This is a genomic window from Actinophytocola oryzae (assembly GCF_004364325.1).
GTDB lineage: Bacteria > Actinomycetota > Actinomycetes > Mycobacteriales > Pseudonocardiaceae > Actinophytocola > Actinophytocola oryzae.
Genome location: NZ_SOCP01000018.1, coordinates 82,984 through 97,432, shown reverse-complemented (window position 1 = coordinate 97,432; position 14,449 = coordinate 82,984). Strand labels below are relative to the sequence as shown.

Sequence of the window (14,449 nt, the reverse complement as noted above, 5' to 3'; positions counted from 1 at the left end):
CAAGGATGGCCGGGAACCCTACTGCCCCTTGATCGAGGAGGACCGGTCGATGCCGACCGTCGCGCTGCTCGGGACGTTCGACACCAAGCAGGCCGAGTACCGCTGGCTGCGCGAACGGCTCGTCGAGCACGGGTGCTCGGTCCTGGGTGTCGACGTCGGCCCGTTCTCCGACGGCGCCGGCCTCGCCGACGTGACCTCCGGCGAGGTGGCCGCCGAGGCGGGGGCCGACCTCGGACAGCTGCGCGCGCAGGGTGACCGTGGTCACGCGATGGAGGTCATGGGTGACGGCGCCGCCGCGGTCGTGACCCGCCTGTACCGGGAGGGTCGGCTCGACGCCGTGCTCGCGGTGGGTGGTTCCGGCGGCTCCTCGGTTGCCGGGCGGGTGATGCGCGCGCTGCCGGTGGGGGTACCGAAGCTGCTCGTGTCGACCATGGCGTCCGGGGACGTGCGGCCCTACGTCGGCGACGTCGACGTGACGCTCATGTACTCCGTCGTCGACATCAGCGGGGTCAACTCCGTCTCGGAGATGGTGCTGGGCAACGCGGTGGCGGCCGTCGCGGGCATGGCGGCACACCACGGGACGCGGCGCAACGCGCCGGAGCGGGGCGAGCGCAGGCCGGTCGTCGCGGCCTCGATGTTCGGGCTGACGACCCCGGCCGTCGACGAGGCGCGGGACGTGCTCACCGACCTCGGCTACGAGGTGCTGGTGTTCCACGCGACCGGGTCCGGCGGGCGGGCGATGGAGTCGCTCGTGGCGTCCGGGCTGGTGGACGGGGTGCTCGACCTCACGACGACCGAGCTGGCGGACGACCTGGTCGGCGGCGTGCTCACCGCGGGGCCGGAGCGGCTGGAGGCCGCGGGCCGGGCGGGGATCCCCCAAGTGGTGAGCGTCGGCGCGCTCGACATGGTCAACTTCGGTCCCCGGGAGACGGTGCCGGAGCGCTTCGCCGACCGCACGTTCCTGGTGCACAACCCGACCGTGACGCTGATGCGCACGACCCGGGACGAGATGGCCACCCTGGGCAGGCGCATCGCCGACAAGGTCGCCGCCGCGACCGGCCCCGTCGAGGTCTTCCTGCCGCTGGGTGGAGTTTCCGGCATCGACGGACCGGGTATGCGTTTCGAGGACACCGCCGCCGACGAGGCGTGCCTGGCCGAGATCCGCGCCGGGCTGGCGGGGTCCTCCGTGGTTGTGCACGACGTGGACAGCCACATCAACGACAAGGGGTTCGGCAGGGCGGCAGCCGAGGCGCTGCACCGGCTGATCACGACACACGGGGGACATGCTTGATGACGACGGAGGGGGCGGCGCTCGCCGAGTTCCCCGAGCTGCGCAGGCTTGTCGACCTGCGCAACGCGGGATGGCGGTTCCTGCCGGTCTCGTCGGAGGGCGAGCTGGTCGAGGTGCGCGGCGTGCGTGCGTGGCCGGACGGCTGGGTGGACGCGGTGACCGTGCGGTTCACGACCGACGCGGCAGGGCTGCGCTGCGACCGCGCGGGCGGCGTGGTGTGGGAGCTGCACGGTGGTCTGACCGAGGTGGTCGACGGCCTGCTCTCGCTGCCGTCGCCGAGCGACGAGGGAGCTCCGAGGCTGGTCGTGCGGACGGCCGCCGGGCTGTGGACGCCGTAGCCTCGCACGTGGGAGGGGTTGGCATGCGACGCGACGAGGTGCGGGAGCGGCTGGTCTCGACGGTCCGCTCGGGTCGTCCGGTCGTCGGCGCGGGTGCGGGCACCGGCCTGTCCGCCAAGGCCGCCGAGGCGGGCGGGGTCGACCTGCTGATCATCTACAACTCCGGCAGATACCGGATGGCGGGCCGCGGCTCGCTGGCCGGGCTGCTGCCCTACGGCGACGCGAACGCGATCGTGGTGGAGATGGCCGGCGAGGTGCTGCCGGTCGTGCGGGACACGCCGGTGCTCGCCGGGGTGTGCGGCACGGACCCGTTCCGCCTGATGGGGTCGTTCCTCGACGAGCTGGTGCGCCTGGGTTTCTCGGGGGTGCAGAACTTCCCGACGGTCGGTCTCTACGACGGGACGTTCCGCGAGAACCTCGAGGAGACCGGCATGGGCTTCGGCCTGGAGATCGACATGATCCGCCTGGCCGCGGACCGGGGGATGTTCACCGCGCCGTACGCGTTCGACCCCGACCAGGCCGCCGAGCTGGCCCGTGCGGGCGCGGACGTGCTCGTCCCCCACGTCGGCCTGACGGCGAAGGGCGCCATCGGGGCGAAGACGACCATGTCGCTCGACCAGGCAGCCGCAGCCGTACAGGCCATGCGGGACGCCGCGGTGGCCGTGAACCCGGAGATCCTCGTGCTGTGCCACGGCGGTCCCATCGCCGAGCCGGAGGACGCGCAGTACGTCCTGCGCCACACCGAGGGCGTGGTCGGCTTCTTCGGCGCCTCCTCGATGGAGCGCCTGCCGACGGAGACCGCGATCCGCGCCCAGGCGGAGACCTTCAAGGCCATGAGCCTCTGACATGAGGCAGGTCTACTGGCTCGGCGGGGGCAGTGGCGCCGGAAAGTCGACCACCGCAGCGCGGCTCGCGGCCAGGCACGGACTGACCGTGTACGCCACCGACGACACGATGGCCGACCACGCCACGCGCACCACCCCTGACGACGCCCCGTACCTGCACCGGTTCCTGGCCATGGACATGGACGAGCGCTGGCTGCGCCGGTCACCCCGGGAGATGGTCGAGACCTTCCACTGGTTCCGTGGCGAGGGTTTCGGGCTCATTCTCGACGACCTCGAGCGGATGTCGGGCCGGATCATCGTCGAGGGGTTCCGGTTGCTGCCCCGGCTCGTCGCGCCGCTCGCCGGGAACGCCGTGTGGTTGCTGCCGACGCCCCGGTTCCGGGAGGCGGCGTTCGCCAAGCGGGGCGTCGACATCCCGGGCTGGACCAGTGATCCGGAGCGAACCCTCGCGAACCTGCTCGAACGGGACCGGCTGTTCACCGAGCACCTCGCCGGTGAGACCAGGCGGCTCGGGTTGACCGGCATCGACGTCGACCTCGGTGTCGGCGAGGACGAGTTGGCCGATCGGGTTTCCGCCGCTCTCGACCTGTGACTACGCCACGATCTGCTGCTGGATCCAGCCGGCCACGACGTCGACCCGCGCGATGATCTCCGCGCCGGGCTGCGGGCAGGGCGGCCCGGTGTTCACGATGGCCACCAGCATGCCCGTGCGGTCGTCGTCGGAGATGAAGAACGGGCCGCCGGAGTCCTCGGGACACGGGCCGTTCTCTACCGTGCGCACACCGACCGGCTGGGCCTCGAGCGTGTACTCACCGATGCCGGAAACCGTGAACTGGCCACGCTTCAGGTGGTCAGACGGCCCGAGCACCGTCGCGGAGAGCGAGCCCCAGCCCGCGAACTGCAGGGGCTGGCCCATCGCGGGCGGCGTGGTGGCCATCTGCAGCGGCACCACGTCCTTGACGGCCTTGTCGAGCTTCACCACCGCCAGGTCGTTCAGCGGCGACTGACGCACGTCGACGACCTGGGCCGCGTGGCCGCCCGGGTCGCTGTCCTTGAGCTTGCCGATCACGACGGACATCGTGTACTGCGGCGGCCCGCCGACGCGGACGTCGTTGATGTCGTGGAAGCAGTGCCCGGCCGTGATCACCCACTGGGGCGCGATCAGCGAGCCACTGCACGCCCCGCTGCGGACGCCACCGCCCTTGACCGGGATGTCCTGCGAGGTCAGCTTCGCGTTGAACGGGAGGACCGGGGGTGGCGGCGGCGGGGTGGTGGTCGTGCTCGGGGGCGACGACTGGGTGCCCGCGGCCGTGTGCGGCGCGGCTGCCTCACTCGGCCACGTCACCGTGCCACCGGTGACGACGTAGGCGAAAGCCACACCGGCACCCGTGACGACCGCGGTCGCCAGGGCTGCCAGACGGCGCCTGCGTCTACCCGAGTTTCTCCTCACCACCTAGATCACGTCCGAGACCCCGGGTCGGTTGCGTCAATGTGTGAACGCGCACGAAAATCTGTCCCTACGGCCAGTTCTTCAGCAGGACATCGAGCGCTTTCAGCGCATTGTTCCACGAAACCTCCACTGCGCGCGGGTGATGGTCGAACAAGCCGACCGCCTCCAGGCTGACGTAACCGTGAAAGGTGCTGTGCAGCAGCCTGATCGCATCCGTCTGGGCCGGGTCGGGCAGAGCGTAGCCGCGCAGCAGCGACCTGGTCAGGTCGGAGTGACGACGGGCCGCGTCCGCCGCCGTGGTCGTGGGGTCCAGGCCGAGGCGGGACGCCACGTACCGGCCGGGATGGCGTTTCGCGTAGTCGCGGTAGGCGTTCCCGAACGCCACCAGCGCGTCCTGTCCCGCGCGGCCCGCGATGGCGTCGGCCACCCGGTCGGCCAGCTCGGTCAGCGCCAGCTCCGCCACCCGGTTGCGCAGGTCCCGCAGGTTCCTGATGTGTGAGTAAAGGCTCGCGTCCTTGACACCGAAGCCACGCGCCAGAGCCGAGACGGTCACGTTCTCGAAGCCGATCTCGTCGGCCAGCTCCGCCGCCGCGCGGATCAGGCGGTCGGTGGTCAGTCCTGCGCGTGCCATGCCTCATCCTACCTAGGTGACATAACCATTTGCCTAGGGCTCCTAGGATGGTGTCCATGAGAGCGGTGACCGAACGGGAGATCCGGGCCTCCTTCGTGAACAGCACGAAGGGCGAGGCCAAGCGCATGGCCGTACCGAGGGACCTCGCCGAGCGACCGTGGGACGACCTGGACTTCCTGGGCTGGCGGGACATGGAGCGGGCGTACGTGGTCGCGGAGCACGGCGACGGGCTCGTCGGGGTGGCGTTGCGGGTCGCGCCGCCCGGGCGGCACCGGCGGACCGGCATGTGCGCGTGGTGCCTCACCACGCACCCCGGCGACGGCGTGGCTTTGATGACGGCACGCAAGTCCGCGCGGGGCGACAACTCCGTCGGCGTCTACGTGTGCGGTGACCTCGACTGCTCGCTTCACCTGCGTGGCAGGAAGGACACCGGGCGGCGCCTAGAGGAGTCGCTCACGCTGGCCGAACAGATCGACCGCACGACGGCGAACGTGGCCGCGTTCCTCGAGCGGGTACTCGCGGGCTGACCCCCTTCTCTGCGAGAGTGGGTGAACCCTGCTTTCCCTGAAGGAGTCGACGATGCCTCCTGGAGTGACACTCGGTGCCGTGGCCCTCGCGCTCACGGCGACGCTGACCGGCCCGGCGGCACACGCGCCGGTGGTGCCCACGACCGACGGCCTCGTCCGCGGCGTGACGACCGGCGGACAGGAGCGGTTCCTCGGCATCCCGTACGCGGCTCCCCCGGTCGGATCCCTTCGCTGGCAACCGCCCCGGTCCCCCGCGCGGTGGCAGGGCGTCCGCGACGCCGACGAGCTGGGGTCGCCGTGCGCACAGAACCAGGGCTTCTTCGACCCGCCGAGCGCGTCGGAGGACTGCCTGTACCTCAACGTCCTCACGCCGAAGGTCGCACGCGACGCGCCGGTGATGGTGTGGCTCCACGGTGGCTCACTGGTCAACGGCTCCGGCGGCGCGTACGACCCGACGAAGCTGGTGCGTGACGGTGTCGTGGTGGTGACCGTCAACTACCGACTCGGGGCACTCGGTTTCCTTGCCCACCCGGCGTTCTCGAACGGCGGGCCGACGGGCGACTACGGCCTGATGGACCAGCAGCTGGCGCTGCGCTGGGTTTCCCGCAACATCGGGCACTTCGGCGGAAACCCGCACAACGTAACGATCTTCGGCGAGTCGGCCGGTGGGCTGAGCGTGCTTTCCCATCTGGCGTCACCACTTTCCCGTGGCCTGTTCGACCGCGCGATCGTCCAGAGCGGCGCGTACGAGCTGACGCAGAAGACCCAGTCGGCGGCCGAGGCGCAGGGCGAGGCGTTCGCGACGGCGGCGGGCTGCCCCGACCAGTCGGCGGCGTGCCTGCGCGACCTGCCGGTGGAAACCGTGCTGGCACACCAGTCCGACGGCTACACCCCGAACCTGGACGGCCGGACGCTGACCCGGTCGATCGGCGACGCACTGGTGACGGGCCAGTTCGCGAGGGTCCCGGTCGTCAACGGCACGAACCGGGACGAATGGCGCCTGTTCGTGGCGGCGGACGAGCTGCGGGGCCGGCCGGTGACGGCGGAGAACTACGTCCCGATGATCGGGTCGCTGCTCGGTGTCCCACCGCAGGCGGCGAACGCGATAGCGGCGGAGTACCCGCTGACGGCGTACGCGGCGCCCCCGCTGGCCCTCGGCGCGGTCGGCACGGACGCGATCTTCGCCTGCCCCGGCCTGACGGTGAGCAGGGCGGCGGCGAAGTACGTCCCCACCTACGCCTACGAGTTCAACGACGAGAACGCCCCGGCTCTGCTGCCACCCGTGAGCTTCCCGCAGGGTGCCGCCCACGCCGCCGAGCTGCCGTACCTGTTCGACCTCGGCGCACCCGCGGGGCTGTCCCCGTCGCAGGAGAAGCTGGCCTCCGCGATGCGCCGGTCGTGGACCTCGTTCGCCGACCACGCCACCCCGCTGTGGCCGAGGTTCACCGACGGCAGGCAGCTGACGCAGTCCCTTGTCCCACCCCACCCCCAACCGGAGACCGACTTCGCGGCGGCGCACCACTGCTCGTTCTGGGCGGCCCTGTAGGGGGCCTGCCCTACCCGAACCGGTGGGCTGGCCCCGCGAACCGGGGGGACAGGCCCAATGACGGCGACGGCGACGGTCGGCAGCATCGGTGGTAGGACGGCCGATGCTGGGGAGAACCGGAATGACCATCGACTTCGCCGACACCACCGGCGACCAGCTGCGCCACGCCGCGCACACCTACCACCTGGAACTGGGCTGGACGACGACCGTCGACGGCAACCAGCTGGCTCTGGAACTGGACGACGACCTCTGGGGTCTCCGGATGCCGACCGCGCTCGCCGTGGAACTGGTCGCCGCCCTGCGCGCCATGGACTTCTCGTGCCCGGTGGTCGATCTCGCCGAGCCGAGCGTCGTGCTGCTGGAGCCCGTCGAGGTGCCGGTGTCCACGCCGCGCCTGCCCGCGGCGGTCGGCAGGCTCCCGTCGGGCTGCCGGGTCCCGCTGCCGCCGAGCGTGACCGGAAGAGGTCCGGTCCGCTGGCTGACCCACGAACCCGACGGTGGCCGCCGCCCGTCGGTCCGGGTGGTCACGGACACACTCGCCCGTCTCATTCCCTGAGCACCCCCGTGACGTTGTCGGCGAGAAAGAAAATTCCGGTCGACGAGTGGCACATTTCTTCGGTTTCCACTGGTAGTCGCATCGCTTGCCAAGGTTGCCTCCAATTCCTTCCTTCTTCGTGGAACCTCCCCGGAAGCCGAGGCGTCTCCTTTTGTGAATGCTCACCGGTGCGACTTCGAAATCCACGGGAAAACAAAGGGGAAGAAATGCGCAACACCACTGTCGGACTCCTCGTCGCCGCCGTTCTCGCCGCCGGTGGGACCACTGCCTGTGACACCAGCGACGACGCGGGCACCAAGCCATCGGGCGGTGACGTCGAGAAGGTGAGCGACACGAGTGGGGCCGCACCCGTCGACGAGCTGCGGTTCCCCGGGACCACGGTCACCGCGGCACTGACCGGGTACGACCGCGACCTCAGGATGGTCGGTTTCGAGCTGGTCCAGCTGGAGCCGGGTGAGGGCAACATGGAGGCGCGCTACGTGGACGTGCCCGGCGACGGGCCGCACCGGCTGCCGTTGGCGCCCGACGTGAAGGTCTTCAGCGCCGGCTCAATCTGCCCGGCCGACACGGACACGGGGCTCTCCATCGGCGCCGACGGGCGCGGCAACCAGCCCTGCACCGCGGAGCAGCTGCTGGCCGCACTCGACGACGGCGGCCTGACCGCCGAGATCAAGGTCGACGCGCAGGACCGGATCGCCGAGGTCGCCGAGCTCTACCACCCGTGACCCGGGGCGGACGGGTGACGCCGAACGGGCTCACCCGTCCAGTCCGGTGGCACGAAGGTAGGCGAGGACCGCCAGCACCCTCCTGTGGTGCACGGTCTGGTCACCCGGCAGCTCGAGCTTCGCGAAGATCGACGCGATGTGCTTCTCCACCACCTTGGCCGACACGAACAACGCCCCGGCTATCGCGTTGTTGGCGCGGCCCTGCGCCATCAGCCGCAGTACGTCCAGCTCACGCTCGGTCAGCGCGGCGATGGTGTTCTCCGCGCTCTTCGACGGGACCTCCACGAGCCGCTTGGCCACCGCGGGCTCGATCACGATCTCACCGGCCGCGATGCGGTCCAGCGTGTCGGCGAGCACCTGTATGCCCGCGATCCGCTCCTTGAGCCGGTAGCCGATGCCCTCGGCGCCGATCTCCAGCACCCGGGTCAGGTAGTGGGTCTCCGCGTGGTGGGACAGCAGCAGCAGGCCGGTGGCGGGGTAGGCCGCCCGGATGCGGGCCGCGGTCGTCAGGCCGCCCTCGGGTTCCGGCGGCATCCGCACGTCCAGGATCGCGACGTCCACCGGGTTGGCGGCGACGATCCCGAGCAGTGAGTCACCGTCGCCGACGCACCCGACCACGTCGTGACCGGCGGCCCGCAGCAGCAGTGACAGACCCTCGCGGAATAATGCGCCGTCCTCGGCGATCGCTACCCGCACGTGGCGACCGACCCGGATCTGACCAGCACGTTGAGCAGGCGATGAACGAACAGGGGTGCGGGCCCCGTGACCATGGAGGGGTGACCCGACGACATGGTTGTTACTATAGCTTCGTTTAGTTGGATATTCCTGTGCTTCACCGATGGAGAGTCGGAGATGCCATGAGCTACGGCGTAGGGATCGATCTCGGCACCTCGTTCACGTCCGCCGCTGTCAGCGGCCCCGGTGGCACCCGCATGGTGGCGCTGAGTCCCGGCGTGGTCGTCCCCTCCGTGGCCTGTCCCGCGCCGGACGGCGCCATCCTCACCGGTCCGGCCGCGCTCGCCGCGGCGGGTGACCCCGCCCGCATCGCCCGCAACTTCAAGCGCCGCCTCGGCGACCCGACGCCGCTGGTGCTCGGCGGCGCCGCGTACTCGCCGACCGCGCTGATGGCCGCACAGCTCCGCGACGTGCTGTTCACCGTCACCAGGGCCATGGGCGGTCCGCCCGGCTCGGTCGTGCTGACCTGCCCGGCGATCTGGGGCCCCTACCGGCGCGAGCAGTTCGGCGAGGTGCCCAAGCTGGCCGGTCTGCCCGGCTACCAGCTGCTCACCGAGCCAGAGGCGGCGGCGACGCACTACTCCGCCGAGCGGCGGCTCGGCGACGGCGAGGTCGTCGCCGTCTACGACCTCGGCGGCGGCACGTTCGACTCCACGATCCTGCGCATGCGGCCCGGCGGGATGGAGATCCTCGGCGTCCCCGAGGGCATCGAGCACCTCGGCGGCATCGACTTCGACGAGACGCTCCTCGCGCACCTGGACGAGCGGCTGGACGGCGCGATCGGCGCACTCGACCCCACCGACCCGGCCGCCACCGCCGCGCTCGCGGCGATCCGCGGCATGTGCGTGCGGGCCAAGGAGGACCTGTCGACCGAGCCGGACGTGACCCTGACCGTGCCGCTGCCGTCCGGGCCGCGCGAGGTCACGATCACCCGGCTCGAGTTCAACGAGATGATCCGGCCGTCGGTGCAGCTCACGACCGACGCGCTGCGCCGGACCGTGGCCTCGGCAGGCCTGCGTCCCGACGACCTGTCGGCGGTGCTGCTCGCGGGCGGCTCGTCGCGCATCCCGCTCGTCTGGCAGCTGGTGTCCAAGGAGTTCGGCAAGCCGGTGCGGGTGACCCTGCACCCCAAGTTCACGGTGGCGCTCGGCGCGGCCGCGGAGGCCGCCAACCGGCCCGCGCCCACCGCCGTGCCCGCCGCGGTCTCCGCTGCCCCGCCGCCGGACTTCACCCTGTCGCCCACGCCGAAACGCAGGTGGCTGGTGCCCGCGATGGCCGTGGCCGCGGTGGTGCTCGTCGGCGTGGTCACGACCCTGCTGCTCACCTCCAGCGGCGGCCAGGCCCAGGAGGCGGGCCCACCACCCACCATGAAGGTGCTGGACAACGGGGCCGTCAAGCCGTGGACCGGCTTCATCGCGTCCGGGGAGAACTGGGGCGGCGTCGAGATCACCAAGGACGGCGCGGTCCAGGGCCCCATCTCCGCCACACCGGACGGCGGCGGCCTGCGGATCGCCTGGCACGGCACCGCCGCGCAGATGTACCTCCAGAACGCCGACGGCACCGAGGACCTGAAGTCCTACGCCGACTCCGGCGCGCTGGTCTTCGACGTCGCCGTGCACGCGCCCCCCGTGGCCCGCACCACGGTGGCCGTGCACTGCGAGTACCCGTGCGGCGCCGAGGTGCCGATCACAGCGGTGCTGCAACACCTCAAGCCGGAGAAGCGGTCCACGGTCAAGATCCCGCTGAGCTGCTTCACCGCGGGCGGGCTGGACCCGAAGAAGGTCAACACCCCGTTCCTCGTGTACACGGAGCAGACCTTCGACGCCACGTTCTCGCACGTCCGCTGGGAGGCCGACGCCGCGAAGGACGCCGACGCCACCTCCTGCGACAAGCTGGGCTGACGGCACTACCCGCTGGTCTCGGCGTGCTCGCGGACCGCGGCGCGGACGGCGTCGGCCAGCACCCGCATCGACGTCGACGCGCCGGGGTTGAGCAGCACGTCCACGCCCCGTGCCGGCAGCGCCTCGGCCAGCTCGGTGAGCGTCACGTTGCGCCAGTCCGCCGCGTCGACCCGTTCGCGGTGCCCGTAGGAGGTCGTCACCAGCACCGAGGGCACGCCGTCCGGTGCGTGGCGGACGATCGCGACACCCCGCTCGTCGAGCGCGATGCCGAACATGACGTCGGTCAGCACCTCGGGCAGCAGGTCGGCGTCGAACTCGCCGGCGGCCAGCTTGCCGAGCACCGCGTCGACCGGGTCCAGCGGGGAGTCCGGTGTGGACGGGAAGTAGACCGGGTTCGGCTGGAAACGGCCGCGGACACCGTCGTCGGACAGCGGCCAGGCGCCGATGATGGACGTCATCGGCGTGGTGGTCGACTCCTCCGTCGGGCGCCACGCCGGGTCGACCAGGAAGATGAACCTCCCGTCCGGCTCAGCGGGTGCCTCGGGCTCCGTCATCCTGGACCTCCACTCTGGACGGACGGGCGGGCGCCGGGATCGACACGGTCTCCATCAGGCGCGAAAGCCACGGCAGGTCGGTGTCGTCGGTGTCGTCGGTCCCGCCCGCGTCGACCGGTTCGGCGGGCGGGTCCTGGACCTCGACGACGGGCGGCGACGGCTCCACCGGCAGGGGCGCGGCCGGCCGCGTGACCCCCGATGGCGCGCCTGCCAGGGCCGTGCTCGGCATCAGCAGGGTCGCCGAACGGGTCTCCTCGTCGAGGCGGTCACGCAGCTCCGCCGCCACCTCGGCGAGCCGGTCCGCCCTCGCGGGATCGGTCGCCTCGTACAGCAGCAGGCTGTGCGGTGGGTCGAGCGGTGCGGCGCGAACGCCGGTCGGGTCCGTGATCTGTTCCGCGGGCCGGAGCCACAGCCCGGCCCTGACGACCTCGACCACGACGTCCGGCGCGTACCAGTAGACCCCCGGCGCCACCTCGCCGAGGCCGTCGAGCGGTGCCCGGTGCGCACACAGCCTGCCGGTGGCCGGGCCACCCGGGCGGTAGGCGAACGCCTGCGCGAAGGCACTGGCACCCAGGGAGCCGTCCTGGCGCAGCGCCAGCACGTCGAGCTTGTCCGGGGTGCCGGTGGGAATGCCGGTGTAGGCGCAGATCTCCATGCCGAGCGCGTCCGCGAGGTGCTGGCCGAAGGTCGCGCCGTGCGGCAGCGTCAGCCCGCCGTACTGGACGAACCGTGCCGACGCGGCGAGGTTCGGCGGCAGCGTCCGCCAGAACGCCGCGACGTCGGCGATGTCGAGGTCCGCGGCATCACACACGCCGAGCACGATCAACGGGGTGTCCGGCAGGCACGGCAGCGTCGCGGCGAGCCTGTTGCGGCCGGTGGTGAGCACTCCCTGGTCGACGTCCGGGCGCAGCCACACCCCGGCGGGCAACGGCTCGGCGACGCCTCGGAAGCCCGCGGACCGGACCTGCGAGACCTCGATGGTGTCCCAGACCGGCTGGGGGAAACGCTTGCCCGTCCAGGCGGGTGCCTTGCCCTTGCCGAACGACACCCAGCCGCTCTGGTCGATCGAGTGCACGAAGAGCGTGCCCGCACGGTTCTGGGTCAGGCCGTAGGGCGCGAGCACGCCTCGGCCGAGCCGGTCGGCGAGCCACTGCCACACGTACGGCGCGATCTCACGCGGCTCCTGACCTGGCACGACCCGCAGGGACCTGCGGCCTCTCGGCAGCGCGGCGGCGAACGACTGCCACACGTCGATCGCGGACACCGGCGGCACGTCCGCCACGACCAGCTCGTGCTCGGGGTCTGCGGGCAGCGACTCGGCGAGCGCGCGGGCCTCGTCGGTCACCCCGTCGGCGGCGTGCACCACCACGGCAGCACCGATCCTGGTCCGGCCGAACCCGGCACGCCCACGGATTCTGGTCAGCAAGGACATCGGGCTCCCCTCCGTTCGAGAACCCACGATCACACGGGGAGGGCACGTCCGTCCCGGACCGGGGCCCGGCGAGGGGACATCGCCGGGCTTCCCCTCACGAACCGGGCATCGTGACCGAGAGGCGGACGGCGTCGGCGATCAGGCGGGTCGACGCGGGCGCGCCGGGGTTGAGGAGGATGTCCACGCCTTCGGGAGGCAGGGCGGCGACCAGCTCCACGACGGTCACCTCACGCCAGCTCTCGGCGTCGACCCTGGCCCGGTGCGCGGGTGCGGTGGCCACGAGCACCGAGGGCACACCGTCCGGGGCGGGGACCACCAGTGCCATGCCGTGCTCGTCGACGGCCACGCCGAGGAGCACCTCCTGCAGCGCGGTCAGCAGCTCCTCGCCGAGCTGCTCGTCCTCGCCGCGACTCCCGCTGTCACTGTCCTCGCTGTCGTCCTCGCTGTCGTCCTCGCTGTCGTCCTCGGCGGACAGGAGCTGCAGCACGACGTCCACGGGGTCCGTCGGCAGACCGGGACGGGACGGCTGGTAGCTCGGGTTCGGCCGGAACAGGCTGACCGCGCCGTCGTCGCGGAGCAGCCAGCCACCGACGACGGCCTCGAACGGAGGCTCGTCGCCCTCCTCGGCCGGCTGCCACGCCGGGTCGATGACGAAGGACCAGTCGCCCATGACGCCTCCTTTCAGCCGAAGCTGACGACGTGCACGGCGAGCGGGTTCGGCTCGATCGCCGGTTCGGATGTGCGCGAGTCGACCAGCCGCACCTCGTCGCCGTCCTTGACGGCCACCAGCACGTTGCCGACGGTCTCCCGGCCCCGCCCGTCCCTGCGCCGCAGCCAGACCAGTGCCTTCGCGCCGTTCGGCAGGTCCGACAACGCCAGCAGCGCGTCGCCCCAGTTCTGGTGCGTACTGGTGGCCCGGACCGTCCCGAGTTGCCCCGCGGTCGGCCCGAACCAGGACGCCGCTCCGGGCTCCGGCGGCTCGGGGAGGTCGTCCCGGCCCGCGTCCCAGGCGCTGAGCCAGGTCCAGGGGTCGTCGTTGGGCAGCCCGAACGGCTCGGTACCCGCCGCCTTCGGGACGACCAGTGCAGCATCCAGCAGCTGGTCGCGCCAGTCGCCGGTGACCTGGAAGCGCCTGGTGGCACAGGCGAAGAGCCAGCCACGCGCGGTCTCGTCCCCGGCGGCCGGGTCGACGAGCGTCACGGCGCCGTCGTAGGCGCCGGCCAGCCAGCTCGTGGCCTTGTCGACGGCCGCGGCGAGGTCGGGCGCGGCCGCGAGCGACGGCATGAGCGGTCCGGTGGGGTCGGCGCGGTGGAAGCGGGCCAGCACGAGCCCGCCGACCTCCTCGTCGTCGAGCCAGGCCGGCTCCCCACGCTGCCCGTCGACGACGACGGCCTTGCCGTCGGCGTGGTAGGCGTACAGCAGGTGGCCGGTGAGCTCCGCCCCGGCCACGCGCCTGCGCAGCCACACCGCACCGCGCGTTCCCGGGCCGCCGGCGACGATCGCCGAGGTCACGTCGTCCCAGGTCGCGCACGTGGCCACCTCGGCGGCCGGGAAGTGCCTGGTGAGCAACCGGTCCCACCAGCCGGGTGCCTCGTCGGCCGGCCGCCACGGCAGCGCGGAGGCAGGCCGGTCGTCGACCGCCGCGTCCGTCGCGACCAGGCAGCCACGCGCGTTGACGCGCCACTGCCAGCCGTCGGCCGTCTCAGGGGCCAGCGGGTCCGAGTTGCCCACGGGGAACGGCTCGGTCCCGTCCTTCGGCACCGCGAGGGTCGCGGCCAGCAGCGGTCCGGGGTGGTCCGCGTAGGCGCAGGGCACCAGCCAGCTCAGCTCGGTCTCGAGCAGCGGCTGGCCGCCGTCGACGGTGACGAGACCGCCGTAGGAGTGGTCCAGCCAGCCTGCCGCGAGACGCAGGGGCACG

16 protein-coding genes are annotated in these 14,449 nt (G+C 72.0%); 9 read left to right on the top strand and 7 right to left on the bottom strand.

Features of this window, described 5'->3' with window-relative positions; all coding sequences use genetic code 11:
* Positions 1 to 28 precede the first annotated feature (28 nt).
* The 4 genes from CLV71_RS36095 to CLV71_RS36080 are packed head-to-tail and all read left to right on the top strand — an operon-like array spanning position 29 to position 3,066.
* A complete protein-coding gene (locus CLV71_RS36095) occupies positions 29 to 1,291 on the top strand; it encodes a Tm-1-like ATP-binding domain-containing protein (RefSeq protein ID WP_243867048.1) in 1,263 nt (420 codons plus the stop codon).
* Complete coding sequence (locus CLV71_RS36090; protein WP_133907394.1) at positions 1,291 to 1,629, top strand: hypothetical protein; 339 nt, start codon at positions 1,291 to 1,293, stop codon at positions 1,627 to 1,629. Before CLV71_RS36095 ends, CLV71_RS36090 begins: the two co-directional genes overlap by 1 nt.
* A 23-nt stretch (positions 1,630 to 1,652) precedes the next feature.
* On the top strand, positions 1,653 to 2,474 hold the full coding sequence (locus CLV71_RS36085; RefSeq protein WP_133907393.1) for a phosphoenolpyruvate hydrolase family protein: 822 nt from the start codon (positions 1,653 to 1,655) through the stop codon (positions 2,472 to 2,474).
* A gap of 1 nt (position 2,475) precedes the next feature.
* Positions 2,476 to 3,066, top strand: a complete 591-nt coding sequence (locus CLV71_RS36080) for a hypothetical protein (RefSeq protein WP_133907392.1) — start codon at positions 2,476 to 2,478, stop codon at positions 3,064 to 3,066.
* On the opposite strand, the gene CLV71_RS36075 is transcribed toward CLV71_RS36080, so the two are convergent.
* Positions 3,067 to 3,927 (bottom strand): S1 family peptidase, encoded by an 861-nt coding sequence (locus CLV71_RS36075; RefSeq protein WP_243867047.1) that lies wholly within the window; start codon positions 3,925 to 3,927, stop codon positions 3,067 to 3,069.
* A 64-nt stretch (positions 3,928 to 3,991) separates the two neighbouring features.
* Positions 3,992 to 4,555, bottom strand: a complete 564-nt coding sequence (locus CLV71_RS36070) for a TetR/AcrR family transcriptional regulator (RefSeq protein ID WP_133907391.1) — start codon at positions 4,553 to 4,555, stop codon at positions 3,992 to 3,994.
* 56 nt (positions 4,556 to 4,611) lie between these two features.
* Here CLV71_RS36070 and CLV71_RS36065 point away from each other — a divergent pair, with 56 nt between their 5' ends.
* From CLV71_RS36065 to CLV71_RS36050, 4 genes are all read left to right on the top strand, one after another.
* Complete coding sequence (locus tag CLV71_RS36065) at positions 4,612 to 5,082, top strand: FBP domain-containing protein (RefSeq protein WP_133907390.1); 471 nt, start codon at positions 4,612 to 4,614, stop codon at positions 5,080 to 5,082.
* A 52-nt stretch (positions 5,083 to 5,134) separates the two neighbouring features.
* The gene (locus CLV71_RS36060) at positions 5,135 to 6,628 is read left to right on the top strand and encodes a carboxylesterase/lipase family protein (protein ID WP_133907389.1); all 1,494 of its coding nucleotides are present in this window, start codon (positions 5,135 to 5,137) and stop codon (positions 6,626 to 6,628) included.
* Between the two features lie 121 nt (positions 6,629 to 6,749).
* The gene (locus tag CLV71_RS36055; RefSeq protein ID WP_133907388.1) at positions 6,750 to 7,184 is read left to right on the top strand and encodes a hypothetical protein; all 435 of its coding nucleotides are present in this window, start codon (positions 6,750 to 6,752) and stop codon (positions 7,182 to 7,184) included.
* Positions 7,185 to 7,390: 206 nt separating this feature from the next.
* Positions 7,391 to 7,909, top strand: a complete 519-nt coding sequence (locus tag CLV71_RS36050) for a hypothetical protein (RefSeq protein ID WP_133907387.1) — start codon at positions 7,391 to 7,393, stop codon at positions 7,907 to 7,909.
* A gap of 30 nt (positions 7,910 to 7,939) precedes the next feature.
* Here the strand turns inward: CLV71_RS36050 and CLV71_RS36045 are convergent, their stop codons facing one another.
* Complete coding sequence (locus CLV71_RS36045) at positions 7,940 to 8,605, bottom strand: response regulator transcription factor (protein ID WP_133907386.1); 666 nt, start codon at positions 8,603 to 8,605, stop codon at positions 7,940 to 7,942.
* 161 nt (positions 8,606 to 8,766) lie between these two features.
* On the opposite strand from CLV71_RS36045, the gene CLV71_RS36040 reads away from it, so the two are divergent.
* On the top strand, positions 8,767 to 10,545 hold the full coding sequence (locus CLV71_RS36040; protein WP_133907385.1) for an Hsp70 family protein: 1,779 nt from the start codon (positions 8,767 to 8,769) through the stop codon (positions 10,543 to 10,545).
* Between the two features lie 5 nt (positions 10,546 to 10,550).
* Here the strand turns inward: CLV71_RS36040 and CLV71_RS36035 are convergent, their stop codons facing one another.
* The 4 genes from CLV71_RS36035 to CLV71_RS36020 all read right to left on the bottom strand — a co-directional run bounded on the left by CLV71_RS36035 (position 10,551) and on the right by CLV71_RS36020 (position 14,448).
* On the bottom strand, positions 10,551 to 11,099 hold the full coding sequence (locus CLV71_RS36035) for a type VII secretion system-associated protein (protein ID WP_133907384.1): 549 nt from the start codon (positions 11,097 to 11,099) through the stop codon (positions 10,551 to 10,553).
* Positions 11,074 to 12,531, bottom strand: coding sequence for a hypothetical protein (locus CLV71_RS36030; protein ID WP_133907383.1), 1,458 nt, complete (start codon positions 12,529 to 12,531; stop codon positions 11,074 to 11,076). Before CLV71_RS36030 ends, CLV71_RS36035 begins: the two co-directional genes overlap by 26 nt.
* A 94-nt stretch (positions 12,532 to 12,625) precedes the next feature.
* On the bottom strand, positions 12,626 to 13,201 hold the full coding sequence (locus CLV71_RS36025) for a hypothetical protein (protein WP_133907382.1): 576 nt from the start codon (positions 13,199 to 13,201) through the stop codon (positions 12,626 to 12,628).
* 11 nt (positions 13,202 to 13,212) lie between these two features.
* Positions 13,213 to 14,448: a YrhB domain-containing protein gene (locus CLV71_RS36020; protein ID WP_243867045.1), complete on the bottom strand. Its 1,236-nt coding sequence runs from the start codon at positions 14,446 to 14,448 to the stop codon at positions 13,213 to 13,215.
* Position 14,449: the final 1 nt, after the last annotated feature.